Below are 12,801 nucleotides of genomic sequence, written 5' to 3' on the forward strand. Positions count from 1 at the left end.
GCCCATCTATCCTACGACGCAACACATTGGATTACTGTGCACGTCGGCTTACTAAGAAACGGAGGTCACAGGTAGAGTTACCTCTAGCAAGCGAACAGTAAAGCGAAAGAGTTTCAGCGGTGACCACCAGTCAGAAATCCGACGACAGCCCGAACATCCCCTTGCCACAGGCCCATAAGCCAGTGGCGAAGCCGGTAGTGGCTCAGCCCGTCGACCACAGCACTCCCCTCGAAGAAGCGGCCAAATTTGCCCGTGTGACCGACGATGGGCACGTGTTTGTCATCATCGACGGCACCGAGCATCCGGTCGGGCAGTACCCGGACGCCAGCGAAGAAGAGGCCCTGGCCTACTTCGTGCGCAAGTACGATGACGTCGTCTCGCAGCTGATGCTGCTCGAACAGCGGGTCGCGGCCAAGGCGCCCAGCGGCGACATGCCCAAAACCCTCGACACCCTCGCAGCGACCGTGGCCGAACGCCACCTGGTCGGCGACATCCGCGCCATCGAGGCCCGCATCGAGTCCTTGCGCGGCGCGGTGAGCACCCTGTCCGCCGCACAGCGCCAGGCGAATGAGGCCGCTCGCGCCGAGCAGCTCAAGGTCCGCGAAGGACTGGTCGAGCAGGCGGAGGCACTGGCCGGGAAGCGTCCCGAGCAGATCCAGTGGAAGACCGCGTCCTCTGAGATGAACGAGCTGTTCGACACGTGGAAGGAAACCCAGCGTTCCTCCGTGCGGTTGCCACGTGCCACCGAAGATGCCCTGTGGAAGCGCTTCCGCGCCGCCCGCACCACCTTCGACCGGCACCGCCGCGCCTACTTCTCCCAGCTGGACGCGACCAACGCGCAGGCCAAAACGGTCAAGGAAGAGCTGATCGCGCGCGCCGAGGCGCTGGCGAGCTCCACCGACTGGGCGGGGACCGCCGCCGAGTACCGCAAGCTGATGGACGAGTGGAAGAAGTCCCGCCGCGCCTCGCGCAAGGACGACGACGCGCTCTGGGGCCGTTTCCGCGCGGCACAAGATGTGTTCTTCCAGGCCCGCGCCGCCGAAAACGCGAAGGTCGATGCCGAATACGCGCAGAACCTCGTGGTGAAGGAGGCCCTGCTCGAAGAGGCCCGCGCGCTGCTGCCGGTGAAGGATCTGACCATCACCAAGCAGAAGCTCGATGTCATCCGCGGCCGCTGGGAAGAGGCAGGCAAGGTTCCGCGCGCGGACCTGCAGCGTGTCGAATCGGCGCTGCGCCAGGTCGAAGAGGGTGTCAAGGGCGCCGAAGACGAGCAGTGGCGCCGTTCCAACCCGGAGACCAAGGCCCGCTCGAATTCGATGCTCACCCAGCTGCAGGAGACCATCGCGGCTCTCGAAGCGGATCTTGACGCGGCGAAGAAGCAGGGCAACGCCAAGCGGATCGCCAAGGCCCAGGAGGCCTTGGACGCCCGTCAGATGTGGTTGAACACCCTGGAAAAGTCGGCAGCCGACCTGGAGTAGAATCCACAGTTCGGCAGAACACCCCCTACGCGGCGGCGCTTGCTGGTTCAGTAGCTTCATGGAGAAAGTTACAAGACAGCGCGTCGCCGCGTTGCGTATCCCCGAAGACCTGTTCCTCGTCGGCGAACCCTTCACCCGCAATGAGCTCGGAGCCATGGAAACCCATGGGCTGCTGCGCGAATCCATTGGCGGGTGCTTTGTGGAGACCAGGTTCCGTTATGACTCGAGCGCCCGCGCCGGCATCGCCGCGTTCCTCGCCGGGCGCCAGCTGGGCAGAAACGACGTGTTCTGCCAGCAAACCGCGGCCTGGATCCACGGATTGCTGCCCCATGTGAATACGATCTGCATCTCTTCGAATGCCTACCATCGGCCCTACCGCCCCGGAAATTCGCTGAGCTTCGAATTTGTGCAGTTGCCGATCGAGGAGGCGGATCTGGTGAACCGCAAGCGGGTGAAGCTCACCGGATTGCTGCGCACCGTGTGCGATGTGGCCTGCTTCGACCCGTTGCCGATCGCGACGAGCGTGCTCAACCAGATCCAGCGGCTCCAGGATCCGTTCCTGAACCTGGCCGCCGTGGGCGAACGGCTCGCGGGACTCGATTCCGCTCCCCCGGTGGAACGCGCGCTGCGGCTGGTGCAGTCCTACCAGGCGCGCGCGGCATAAAGCGAACCCCGCCACCGCTGACCTCGGGTCGCGGTGGCGGGGTTCGGCTCAATGCTGCCTACCGGCGGCTGCCGGCGGTGGTGCGGTAGACGTCGTACACGCCATCGATGCGGCGGACCTGGTTGAGCACGTGGCTCAGGAACTTCGGATCGCCCATCTCGAAGGAGAAGCGCGAGATCGCCACGCGTTCGCGGCTGGTCTGCACGCTGGCCGAGAGGATGTTCAGGTGGCTTTCGGACAGGATCCGGGTGACATCTGACAGCAGCTGCTTGCGGTCCAGCGCCTCCACCTGGATTTCGACCACGAACACCCCGTGGTGCTTCTCCGCCCAGGCGACCGAGACCAGCCGGTCCGGCTGCTGGGCCAGCTGAGCCAGGTTCAGGCAGTCGGTGCGGTGCACCGAGACGCCGGCACCTCGGGTGACGAAGCCTTCGATGTCATCCGGGGGCACCGGGGTGCAGCAGCGGGCCAGCTTGACCAGCACATCGCCCACGCCCTGGACGATGACGCCCGCGTCGTTGCCCGTGGTGGGCTTGGCGAGGCTCGGAGTGACCGTGGCTTCCTCGTCGACCTGTTCGCCCGCTGGCGGGCCGGTGAGCGCCACCAGATGCTCGATGACGTTCTGCGCACTGGTATGCCCGTCGCCCACGGACTGGTAAAGCGCCGAAATGTCCACGTGGTGCAGGTTCGTGGCCACCGTGGTCAGCAGCTCGTGGGTCATCAGCCGCTGCAGCGGCAGCTGATTGCGGCGCAGCTCCTTGGTGAGCAGCTCCTTGCCCTTTTCGATCGCTTCTTCGCGGCGCTCCTTGCTGAAGTAGGCGCGGATCTTCGCCTTGGCGCGCGGGGATTTGACGAAGTTCTGCCAGTCCTGTGAAGGACCGGCATCCTCGGCCTTGGAGGTGAAGACCTCCACCACGTCGCCCTGCTTCAATTCGGTGTGCAGCGGAACGAGCTTGCCATTGACCCGTGAGCCGATGGTGCGGTGGCCTACATCGGTGTGGATGGAGTAGGCGAAGTCGATCGGCGTGGCCCCGACCGGCAGCGACATGATGTCGCCCTTCGGGGTGAACACGTACACCTCGGCGGAGTTGATGGTGTAGCGCAACCCGTCGAGGAATTCCTCGGAGTCGGTGGTGTCTTCCTGCCACTCCATCAACGAGCGCAGCCATTCCATGTTCTTCTCCGCGGAGAGCATCGAATCGCCGCGTTCGCCGTGCTTGTACTGGAAGTGCGCGGCCACCCCGTTCTCGGCGTGCAGATGCATCTCGTGGGTGCGGATCTGGATCTCCACCGGCTTGCCTTCGGGACCCATCACCGTGGTGTGCAGCGACTGGTAGAGGTTCAGCTTCGGCAGCGCGATGTAGTCCTTGAACCGTCCGGGCAGCGGATTCCATTCGGCGTGCACCACGCCCAGCGCGCCGTAGCAGTCCTTCACCGAGTCGACGGTGATGCGCACGCCCATCAGGTCGTGGATGTCGTCGAAATCCTTGCCGCGCACGATCATCTTCTGGTAGATCGAGTAGTAGTGCTTCGGGCGCCCGGTCACCGCGGCGTGCACGTTCAGCTCGCCGAGTTTGCTGTTCAGCCGTTCGCGGAGGCTGGCCAGGTATTTTTCGCGTTCCGGGGTGCGGTCCCCCACCATGCGCACGATCTCCTGGTACACCTTGGGGTGTAAGGCGGCGAAGGAGAGGTCTTCCAGCTCCCATTTGACCGCGTTCATGCCCAACCGATGGGCCAGCGGCGCGAAGATCTCCAGGGTTTCCTTCGCCTTGCGGGAGCTGGACTCCGGGGACACGTAGCGCCAGGTGCGCGCGTTGTGCAGCCGGTCGGCGAGCTTGATCAGCAGCACGCGGATGTCGCGGGACATCGCGACCACCATTTTGCGGACGGTTTCGGCCGGGGCCGCGTCCCCGTAGGTGACCTTGTCGAGCTTGGTGACGCCGTCCACGAGCATCGCGATCTCTTCGGAGAATTCCTTGGTGACCGATTCCAGCGAATAGTCGGTGTCTTCCACGGTGTCGTGCAGCAGCGCGGCGGCGAGGATCGAACCGGTCATCCCCATTTCGGCGAGGATCGTCGCTACGGCCACCGGGTGGGTGATGTAGGGGTCCCCGCTCTTGCGCTTTTGCCCCTCGTGGTGCTTCTCGGCCACTTCGTAGGCGTGGATCAGCAGGTCCAGGTCCGCCTTGGGATGCTTGGACTTCACCGTGCGCAGCAGCGGCTCCAAGGTCGGCGAGGTGCTCGGTGTGCTTCCTCGGCCCGCAAAACGTACTAGGCGTGAGATCGAGCGCCGCTTCGAATTGTTCAGGTTCGGCGTGTTTGCCATGCCTCGCTCCTTCCCACCGTCGCCGGTCATAACGGTGCTAGGTGCCAAGCTCGTGAGGCCGGCTCCATGCATTGTTTTAGTTCATTCGTTATAGCACGTTCGCGCGGTGACAACTAATTACGCGAACTTTTCCGAGACGAGAAAGTGCCTCGGATCGGTGGATCCGAGGCACTAGTCGTTCAGCTTCTCCGCACGGAATCTGCGGTGGAAGCGACCGGATGCCTAGGCGTCGAGCGCTTCGAGCTTCTGGGTGTGCTTGCGCACGTCCTCGTCGCGGTGGCGCAGCCAGCTGTACAGCGGCGCCTGCACGAACAACGTGGACAGGTTGGAGATGATGATGCCGATGAACAGCGCCAAGGACAGGTCCTTGAGCGTACCGGCGCCCAACAGGTAGGAGCCGATGAACAGAATCGACGCGACCGGCAGCACCGCCACCACCGAGGTGTTGATCGAACGCACCAGCGTCTGGTTCACCGCGAGGTTCACCAGCTGCTGGAAGGTGCGCTTCTGCTGCTGTTCATAGTCCTTGGTGTTCTCGCGGACCTTGTCGAACACCACCACGGTGTCGTAGAGCGAATAGCTCAGAATCGTCAAGAAGCCGATGATCGCACTCGGGGTGATCTCAAAACCGGAGAGCGAATAGATTCCGGCGGTGATGATGATGACCACGAACAGGCCCCCGATGGCGGCGACCGACATCTTCCAGGTGCGGAAGTACGCGGCCATCAGCAACCCGACGAGCACCACGAAAGCCAGCAGGCCCAGCATCGCCTGGCGTGAGACGTCCTGTCCCCAGGTCGGGCCGATGAAGTTGCTGGTCACCTCGCTGGAGTCCACCCCATAGGTTTCGGCCAGCTCGCCGGCCACCGTGATGGTCTGGTCGTCGCTGAGCCGTTCGGTCTGCACGCGCATGGTGCCCGGGGCGATATTCGTGACGGTGGCTTCGGCGCCGGAGGCGGCGGTTTTCACCACGTCCTCGCCGAGGCTGATGTCGGTATTCTGCACTCCGGAAACCATGAATTCCGAGCCACCGCGGAAATCGATGCCCAGGTTGAAGCCGCCCTTGACCACCGGGACCAGGATCGAGGCGATCACCAGGATCGCTGCGATCAGGAACCACAGGCGGTGCTTCTGCGTGAACGGGTAGGACGTTTTCCCGGTGTAGAGCTGGTTGCCCCACTCTGCGAGCTTATTCATTGTTCTCCTCCCGGTTTGCTTCGGCGCGGCGGCGTTCGGCGATGGTCATGCGCTTGGCAGCCTCGCCGCTCGCCTTGGAGTTCTTCTTGCCCCGGTTCGTCTCAACGTTCTCGTTGAAGCGGCGGACCTGGCCCGCGCCGCGGTACAGCGGCACCACGCCGAGCAAGGATGGATCCAGCCCGGAGAGGCGGTGTCCATCGGCGAAGAACTTCGTGCGCGCCAGCAGCATCAGCGTCGGGTGGGTCAAACCGTAAACGACGACGAGGTCGATGATTGCGGTCAGGCCCAGGGTGAAGGCGAAGCCTCGCACGTTGCCCACCGCCACCACGTAGAGCACGACGGCGGCCAGCACGTTGACCGCCTTGGAGGCCAGGATGGTCTGCTTGGCGCGGGACCAGCCCACGTCCACGGCGCTGGCCAGCGAACGGCCATCGCGCAACTCATCACGCACGCGTTCGAAGTACACGATGAAGGAGTCCGCGATCAAGCCGATCGCGACGATCAGACCCGCCACACCGGCCAGCGACAGGCGATAATTCATCGCCCAGCCAAGCAGCACGATCGCCAGATAGGTGAGCACGCCGGAAACCAGCAGCGACAAGATCGTCACCAGGCCCAGTGCGCGGTATTGGAAGAGCGAGTAGATGAACACCAGGACCAGGCCGATGACGCCGGCGATGAGGCCGGCCTTGAGCTGGTCGCTACCGAGGGTGGCGGAAACCTGCTGCTCGGACTGGATCTCGAAGCTGATCGGCAGTGCGCCGTACTTCAGCTGCTGGGCCAGCGCCTGGGAGGATTCTTCGGTGAAGCCGCCGGAAATCTGCGGGCGGCCATCGGAGATCACCGCGTTGGTGGTCGGAGCGGAGATCACCGTTCCATCGAGCACGATCGCGAACTGGTTCTGCGAACCCTGCAAGGCAATCAGGCGCTGGGTGGTTTCCGCGAAGGTTTCGGCACCCTGCTTGTTGAACTCGATGACCACGACCCATTCGCCGGTGACCGCACCCTGCACGCCGCGCGCCAGATTGGCGTAGGCATCGGAAATCTGGTCACCCGGAATTTCCTGCGGGCCGAGGATGTACTTCACACCCTGGCGCGGGTCGCAGGAGATCGTGGGCTTAGTAGGATCCTGCTCGGTGGTTTCACGCTCCGCGAGCACCGTGGGGCAGTCATAGGCTTCGAACTCTTGGTAGATCTCTTTGCTGATCCAGTTGGTGTCCGAAGGGTTCTCCGGCTCGCCATTTGGTTCTGGCACGTCCGCCTCGGCGGTGCGCTGCTCCTCGGGCGTAGCCTCGAAGGAACCGGTGATCAACACCGGGCGGAATTCCATATTGGCCGAAGCCTGGATCAGCTCGCGGGTTTCGGCGTCCGGGGTACCGGGCATCGAAACGACGACGTTGCGCCCGGACTGGGTGGTGATTTCCGTTTCGGAGACACCCGAGCCGGCTACACGCTGGCGGATGATCTCCACCGCCTGGTCCAGCTGCTCCTGGCCGATGCTTTCATCCCCCTTGACCCGCGGGGCCAGGATCATCTGGGTGCCGCCTTCAAGGTCTAGCGCAAGCTTCGGGGCGGCGCTGGTCTGGCCCGTCGATACACCAGCAACTAGGACTCCGGTTGCGATGATGAAGACGACCAGTAACCACAGCAACGCCTTGCGTGCCTGTTTTACAGGTCCAATTGATGACATCTATTGTGCTTTCTTGAACTGGTGGCGTGATGGTTTACCACCGCGATGGTGCCTGCCTTAGGCGTTGCGGTCGTCCTTGCCTTCGCCGTTCAAACGACGCAGGCTTTCCTCTGGGGATTCGGCGACGGCAGGAGCCTGCTCGGCGTCTTCGGCCGGGGCGGCGGGCGCATCGGCGTCCAGGAAGGTGGAGATGGCCTGGCGGTGCAAGGTGAGCACGACGCCGTTGGCGACCTCGACGAGCACGCGATCCTGCTCATCGATGCTGATGATGGTGCCGAAGATCCCCGAGTTGGTCATCACCTTGGCGCCCGGAACCGACTTGGTCTTCAGGGCTTCCTGCTGCTTGGAGACCTTCTTGCGGCCGCGGATCATCATGATGATCAGCACTGCGAACAGCGCCACCATCAGGATTATGGATGGGTTGAAGCCGCCACCGGCTGCCTGGGCAAGGACGAGGGAATTCACGTGTAATACCTGCTAACGATTCGTTAAAAGAATTAAGACGCCCGGGCATGCCAAAATCGGGGCATGTGTCGGGCGTCTCCAGTCTAATGGCTGAAAGCAAATCGCCTAGCCATTTACGCGGGCAGAGTAGAGTTATTCACCTAATCCACATCGGTTTCATAGTTTTGGGCTCCGGCAAAAATCGCGTCCTTGGGCATCACTAGGCCCAGATGCTCCCACGCCGCGGGCATCGCGATACGGCCACGCGGGGTGCGCCCCATCAAGCCTTCGCGGACCAGGAAGGGCTCGGCGACGGTTTCCACCGTCTCGCTTTCTTCTCCGACGGCGATCGCCAAGGTGGATAGCCCCACCGGGCCGCCGCCGAACTTCTTGCACAGCGCTTCGAGCACCGAACGGTCCAGCCGGTCCAGCCCCCTCGGGTCGACCTCATACATTTCAAGGGCAGCGGCTGCGGCGCTGGCATCGATCTGCTCGAGCTTGTTGACCAGCGCCCAGTCGCGCACGCGGCGCAGCAGGCGGTTGGCAATACGCGGGGTGCCTCGCGAACGGCTAGCGATCTCGCTGAATGCGGAGGAGGTCACGCGCAGGTCGAGCATCATCGCCGAGCGGCGCAGCACCAGTTCCAATTCTTCGACCGCATAGAATTCCAGATGCCCGGTGAAGCCGAAGCGGTCACGCAACGGCCCGGGCAGCAGCCCGGCGCGCGTGGTCGCACCCACGAGGGTGAACGGTGGAATTTCCAGCGGGATCGCGGTGGCTCCGGCCCCCTTGCCGACAATGATGTCCACACGGAAATCTTCCATCGCCATGTAGAGCATCTCTTCGGCCGGACGGGACATGCGGTGGATTTCATCCAGGAAGAGCACCTCCCCCTCGGTGAGCGAGGAGAGGATCGCGGCGAGGTCGCCGGCGTGCTGGATGGCAGGGCCGGAGGAAATGCGCAGCGGGGCGTTCATTTCGGCGGCGATGATCATCGACAGCGTGGTCTTGCCCAGCCCCGGAGGTCCGGAGAGCAGCACGTGGTCGGCGGTTCGCTCGCGGATTTTTGCCGCTTCCAACACCAGCGAAAGCTGCTGGCGCACCCGCCCCTGGCCGACGAAGTCATCCAGGTTCCGCGGGCGCAGGGCGGCCTCGATCACCCGTTCTTCCGGTTCGCTTCCGGCGTTTGTCAGCTGCGTGGACTCATTCACGGGGTCATCCTATCGGGCGCGGGCGCCGGTGGACATGCTGCGCAGGGCCGCACGCAGTATTTCGGAGACGTTGCCGGTTTCGACAACCTCTGGATTCGCCTTGCCCAGCGCCGTGAGCGTGGACTGGGCATCCTTTTCGGTCCAGCCCAAGCCGGTGAGTGCCTCGATAACCTGCGGCTCCCACACCGAGGCGGTGCCCGGGCGGCCTGTTGCGGTATCCACTCCGGTAGGTACGAGTTTTCCGTTCAGCTCCAGCACGATGCGGCTGGCGCCCTTCGGTCCGATGCCGGAGACCTTGGTGAAGGCGGCGGTGTCCTTGGTGTTCGCCGCGATGCGGACCTCTTCGGGGGTGTGCACCGCCAGGATCGCCAATCCGGTGCGCGGGCCAATGCCCGAGATGCCGATGAGCACCTCGAAGACCTCGCGTTCATCGGGCGTGGCAAAACCGAAAAGGGTCATCGAGTCTTCGCGCACCACCATCGAGGTGTGCACGGTGGCCTCGCGGCCCAGGTGCAGGGTGGACAGCGTGGCGGGGGTGGCGTGCACGAGCATGCCGAAGCCGTTGACGTTGATAACCGCGGAATTCAGGGTTGCCGCCTGGACCGTGCCGGTCAGTGAGCTGATCATGCCACTCCTCAAAAATATGTTCGAACGATCCCAGCTTATCGAAGATACCTACGAATGGCGATTAGCGGCGGGTTGCCCGGCGCTTCGACGAGGCTTCGGCGGCGATCCACGCCTGCTGGGCGGCGGTGAGCTGGTTCGAACCGACCCGCCCGGCGGTGGCCGAGGCCGAGGCCGAGGCGTTGGACCCGACCGCCGCACCGCGCCACCCGTGGGCGATGGCCAGGGCCACCGCATCGGCGGCATCGGCGGGCTTGGGCGGCTCGTCGAGCCGGCAGATCTTTGCGACCATCTTGCCGATGGCAACCTTGGTGGCCTGGCCGCTGCCGGTGACCGCGGCCTTCACCTCGGTCGGAGTGTGCAGAGCCACGGGAATGCCGCGGCGAGCCGCGGCGAGAATCACGATGCCGGTCACCTGGGCGGTGCCTATCACCGTGGACACGTTCGCCGAAGCGAAGACGCGTTCCAAGGCGAGCACGTCGGGCTGGTGCAGTTCGAGCCAGGCGTCGATCGCCTCGGCGATGGCCAGCAGGCGCGCGTCCAGCGGAGTGCCCGTCGGGGTGCCGGCCACGGTGAAGCCAACCAGTTCAACCTGCCGATTGGCGGCGACGTCGACCGCGGCCAGCCCGCAACGGGTCAGGCCGGGGTCGACGCCTACGATGCGCAGGGCCAAGCCGGTGCTTAGTTCTCTTCGTCGAGGGCCGCGCGGACCTCGTCGGAGAGGTCGGCGTTGGTGTAGACGCTCTGCACGTCATCGAGTTCTTCCAGCGCGTCGTACAGGTGCAGGAACTTGCGCGCCCCTTCGACGTCCAGGTCCACCTTCATCGACGGGATGAATTCCATCTCGTCGGTTTCGTAGGCGATCTCGGCTTCGTCCAAAGCCGCGGCCACGGCACGCAGATCCGAGGGATCGCAGACGATGGCGAAGTTCTCCTCTTCGTCCAGGATCTCGTCGGCGCCGGCATCGAGCACCACCATCAGCAGGTCATCCTCGGTCAGCTCGCCCTTGGGCAGGCGGACGACGCCCTTGCGGGCGAACAGGTAGGAAACCGAGCCGGGGTCGGCCACGGAGCCGCCGTTGCGGTTGATGCCCACGCGGACCTCGGAGGCCGCACGGTTCTTGTTGTCGGTCAGGCACTCGATCAGCAGCGCCGAGCCCTGCGGGCCGCGTGCCTCATAGATGATCTCGGTGTAGTCGACGACCTCGCCGGTCAGCCCGGCGCCGCGCTTGACGGCACGGTCGATGTTGTTGATCGGGACCGAATTCTTCTTCGCCTTGCTGACCGCAAGTTCCAGGGCCGGGTTGCCGGCCATATCGGCGCCGCCGACACGAGCGGCGACTTCGATGCCCTTGATGTACTTAGCGAAGGCCTTGGCGCGCTTGGCGTCGATCGCGGCCTTCTTATGCTTAGTGGTTGCCCATTTGGAGTGGCCTGACATGCTTTAAGCGTCTCCTCGCGTGATATTAATGAAAAATTCGTGGATAGCGCGGCTACCGGTAACTTCCGGATGGAAGCTGGTGGCCAACAAATTCCCCTGGCGTACTGCAACGATTCTACCTTGTGCGCGGCTTTCGGGGGCCGGAACCGTGCTGAGCACCTGCACGTCGGGCCCGACTTCGAGGGCTTCGGGTGCGCGGATGAACACCGCCTCGAGGCTATGCCCGGCGAATTCCAGCGGGTATTCGAAGGAGTCGACCTGCCGGCCGAAGGCGTTGCGGCGCACCAGCATGTCGATCCCGCCCAGGGTCTGCTGCTGCAAGCCGATGCTTGAAACCGCCGGGTTGTCCAGCCGGTCCGCGAGCATGATCATGCCCGCGCAAGAGCCATAGGCCGGCATTCCGGCGGCCAGGCGCGCCTTGATCGGTTCGGCCAGCCCGTAGCTGCGCGTCAGCCGGTCGATCACCGAGGATTCACCGCCCGGGATGATCAGCGCATCGACCGCCGCCAGCTCCTCGACGGTACGCACCGCGCTGGCCTTGACCCCGAGCCCGGACAGGGCGTTGAGATGTTCGCGGAAGTCGCCTTGGAGCGCGAGCACGCCGATAACCGTCATGAATCTACCTTCGAATATTGCTGGGCTGAAGTGGCGCCGGAAATTCAGCGACGGATCAACGGTAGTGCCTGGTGGCACGTGACGCGGCGCATGTTTCCCGGTGTGTCGTGGACACGTTGGCCGCCGGCGGGCAATGTTGGTAGCTTGCTTTTGAGGTCCGGCGCGAAATCCGCTGGCCGTTAACGCACCCGATTCGCCAAGGAGATACCCGATGGACGACCGGTACCAAACCCTGGAACTGCCAGGCGGAGTGGATATGCCCGCGCTGGCCCTAGGCACCTGGCCGATGCGCGGGAACGAAGCGCGGGACGCCGTCGCCAGCGCCCTGCGCCTGGGCTACAGGCATGTAGACACCGCCGAAAACTATGAGAATGAAGAGGCGGTGGGCGCCGGGCTGCGCGCCAGCGGGCTGCCGCGCGATCAGGTGTTCTTGACCAGCAAATTCAACAAGCGCTGGCATTCGTTCTCCGGGGTGGGCCAGGCGTTCGAGAATTCCGCGCAGCGCCTGGGTGTGGACTACCTGGACCTGTTTCTGATCCACTGGCCGAACCCGGACCAGGGCACCTTCACCGACGCGCTGGCCGGGCTCATCGAATTGCGCGAACAGGGAAAGATCCGCGCGGCCGGCGTCTCGAACTTCAAGCCGGCGCATCTGCAGGCGGTACGCGAGGCCGGGCTGCTGCCGGCGGTGAACCAGATCATGATCGACCCCGAGCACCTGAACGCCGAGACGCTGGCTGCCAATGACGCGCACGGGGTGCGCACGGTGGCCTATACCCCGCTGGGCCGGATGGGTGCATTCCTGCAGGCCGAGGCGATTAGCGCCCCGGCGGCGCACTACGGGAAAACCCCGGCGCAGATCACCTTGCGCTGGCATGTGCAGTCCGGTCGCGGGGCCGCGCCGAAGTCGGCGGATCCGCGGCGGCAGGCGGAGAATCTGGACATCTTCGATTTCGAGCTGACGGATGCGCAAATGCGCGCGATTGATGCGCTGGATTCCGGGGACGGCCCGAAGATGGACTCGGACAGCTTCGGGCACTAGTCCCGCATCAAAAGGCGGTGGACTTCATTAAAAGACGGTCTTCGACTGCGGATTGCGACCCAGGGACTCC

12 protein-coding genes are annotated in these 12,801 nt (G+C 64.2%); 3 read left to right on the forward strand and 9 right to left on the reverse strand.

The features are described from left to right. Nucleotides 1-119: 119 nt before the first annotated feature. Both CIK76_RS07005 and CIK76_RS07010 read left to right on the forward strand, forming a co-directional pair. Nucleotides 120-1,478 carry a DUF349 domain-containing protein gene (locus tag CIK76_RS07005; protein WP_096284822.1) on the forward strand — a complete coding sequence of 453 codons (1,359 nt, stop codon included), beginning with the start codon at nucleotides 120-122 and terminating at the stop codon, nucleotides 1,476-1,478. 58 nt (nucleotides 1,479-1,536) lie between these two features. Then, nucleotides 1,537-2,142 carry a hypothetical protein gene (locus CIK76_RS07010; RefSeq protein ID WP_141393500.1) on the forward strand — a complete coding sequence of 202 codons (606 nt, stop codon included), beginning with the start codon at nucleotides 1,537-1,539 and terminating at the stop codon, nucleotides 2,140-2,142. A gap of 58 nt (nucleotides 2,143-2,200) precedes the next feature. On the opposite strand, the gene CIK76_RS07015 is transcribed toward CIK76_RS07010, so the two are convergent. The 9 genes from CIK76_RS07015 to pdxT form a co-directional block, all read right to left on the reverse strand. Continuing rightward, complete coding sequence (locus tag CIK76_RS07015; protein ID WP_096285285.1) at nucleotides 2,201-4,468, reverse strand: bifunctional (p)ppGpp synthetase/guanosine-3',5'-bis(diphosphate) 3'-pyrophosphohydrolase; 2,268 nt, start codon at nucleotides 4,466-4,468, stop codon at nucleotides 2,201-2,203. 222 nt (nucleotides 4,469-4,690) lie between these two features. Continuing rightward, complete coding sequence (gene secF, locus CIK76_RS07020; protein WP_096284826.1) at nucleotides 4,691-5,665, reverse strand: protein translocase subunit SecF; 975 nt, start codon at nucleotides 5,663-5,665, stop codon at nucleotides 4,691-4,693. Further along, nucleotides 5,658-7,355 carry a protein translocase subunit SecD gene (gene secD / locus CIK76_RS07025; protein WP_096284828.1) on the reverse strand — a complete coding sequence of 566 codons (1,698 nt, stop codon included), beginning with the start codon at nucleotides 7,353-7,355 and terminating at the stop codon, nucleotides 5,658-5,660. The genes secF and secD overlap by 8 nt, the downstream gene beginning before the upstream one ends. Nucleotides 7,356-7,412: 57 nt before the next feature. Next, nucleotides 7,413-7,820: a preprotein translocase subunit YajC gene (gene yajC, locus CIK76_RS07030; RefSeq protein WP_096284830.1), complete on the reverse strand. Its 408-nt coding sequence runs from the start codon at nucleotides 7,818-7,820 to the stop codon at nucleotides 7,413-7,415. 140 nt (nucleotides 7,821-7,960) lie between these two features. After that, nucleotides 7,961-9,010 (reverse strand): Holliday junction branch migration DNA helicase RuvB, encoded by a 1,050-nt coding sequence (gene ruvB / locus CIK76_RS07035; protein WP_096284832.1) that lies wholly within the window; start codon nucleotides 9,008-9,010, stop codon nucleotides 7,961-7,963. Nucleotides 9,011-9,019: 9 nt separating this feature from the next. Beyond that, nucleotides 9,020-9,637, reverse strand: coding sequence for a Holliday junction branch migration protein RuvA (gene ruvA / locus CIK76_RS07040; protein ID WP_096284834.1), 618 nt, complete (start codon nucleotides 9,635-9,637; stop codon nucleotides 9,020-9,022). A gap of 61 nt (nucleotides 9,638-9,698) precedes the next feature. Further along, complete coding sequence (locus tag CIK76_RS07045; protein WP_096284836.1) at nucleotides 9,699-10,307, reverse strand: crossover junction endodeoxyribonuclease RuvC; 609 nt, start codon at nucleotides 10,305-10,307, stop codon at nucleotides 9,699-9,701. An 8-nt stretch (nucleotides 10,308-10,315) separates the two neighbouring features. Beyond that, the gene (locus tag CIK76_RS07050; RefSeq protein ID WP_096284838.1) at nucleotides 10,316-11,074 is read right to left on the reverse strand and encodes a YebC/PmpR family DNA-binding transcriptional regulator; all 759 of its coding nucleotides are present in this window, start codon (nucleotides 11,072-11,074) and stop codon (nucleotides 10,316-10,318) included. Between the two features lie 3 nt (nucleotides 11,075-11,077). Beyond that, on the reverse strand, nucleotides 11,078-11,689 hold the full coding sequence (pdxT, locus tag CIK76_RS07055; RefSeq protein WP_096284840.1) for a pyridoxal 5'-phosphate synthase glutaminase subunit PdxT: 612 nt from the start codon (nucleotides 11,687-11,689) through the stop codon (nucleotides 11,078-11,080). Between the two features lie 211 nt (nucleotides 11,690-11,900). Between pdxT and CIK76_RS07060 the strand changes: the two genes are divergently transcribed. After that, complete coding sequence (locus tag CIK76_RS07060) at nucleotides 11,901-12,731, forward strand: aldo/keto reductase (protein WP_096284842.1); 831 nt, start codon at nucleotides 11,901-11,903, stop codon at nucleotides 12,729-12,731. Nucleotides 12,732-12,801: the final 70 nt, after the last annotated feature.

It is taken from the genome of Glutamicibacter sp. BW80, assembly GCF_002332385.1.
Taxonomy (GTDB): Bacteria; Actinomycetota; Actinomycetes; order Actinomycetales; family Micrococcaceae; genus Glutamicibacter.

What these genes read in the sequence shown, in the direction of transcription:
- ruvA (WP_096284834.1), bottom strand. Translation starts at nt 9,637, where the DNA reads ATGATCAGCTCACTGACCGGCACGGTCCAGGCGGCAACCCTGAATTCC.
- CIK76_RS07015 (WP_096285285.1), bottom strand. Translation starts at nt 4,468, where the DNA reads ATGGCAAACACGCCGAACCTGAACAATTCGAAGCGGCGCTCGATCTCA.
- secF (WP_096284826.1), bottom strand. Translation starts at nt 5,665, where the DNA reads ATGAATAAGCTCGCAGAGTGGGGCAACCAGCTCTACACCGGGAAAACG.
- CIK76_RS07050 (WP_096284838.1), bottom strand. Translation starts at nt 11,074, where the DNA reads ATGTCAGGCCACTCCAAATGGGCAACCACTAAGCATAAGAAGGCCGCG.
- CIK76_RS07060 (WP_096284842.1), top strand. Translation starts at nt 11,901, where the DNA reads ATGGACGACCGGTACCAAACCCTGGAACTGCCAGGCGGAGTGGATATG.
- pdxT (WP_096284840.1), bottom strand. Translation starts at nt 11,689, where the DNA reads ATGACGGTTATCGGCGTGCTCGCGCTCCAAGGCGACTTCCGCGAACAT.
- CIK76_RS07010 (WP_141393500.1), top strand. Translation starts at nt 1,537, where the DNA reads ATGGAGAAAGTTACAAGACAGCGCGTCGCCGCGTTGCGTATCCCCGAA.
- secD (WP_096284828.1), bottom strand. Translation starts at nt 7,355, where the DNA reads ATGTCATCAATTGGACCTGTAAAACAGGCACGCAAGGCGTTGCTGTGG.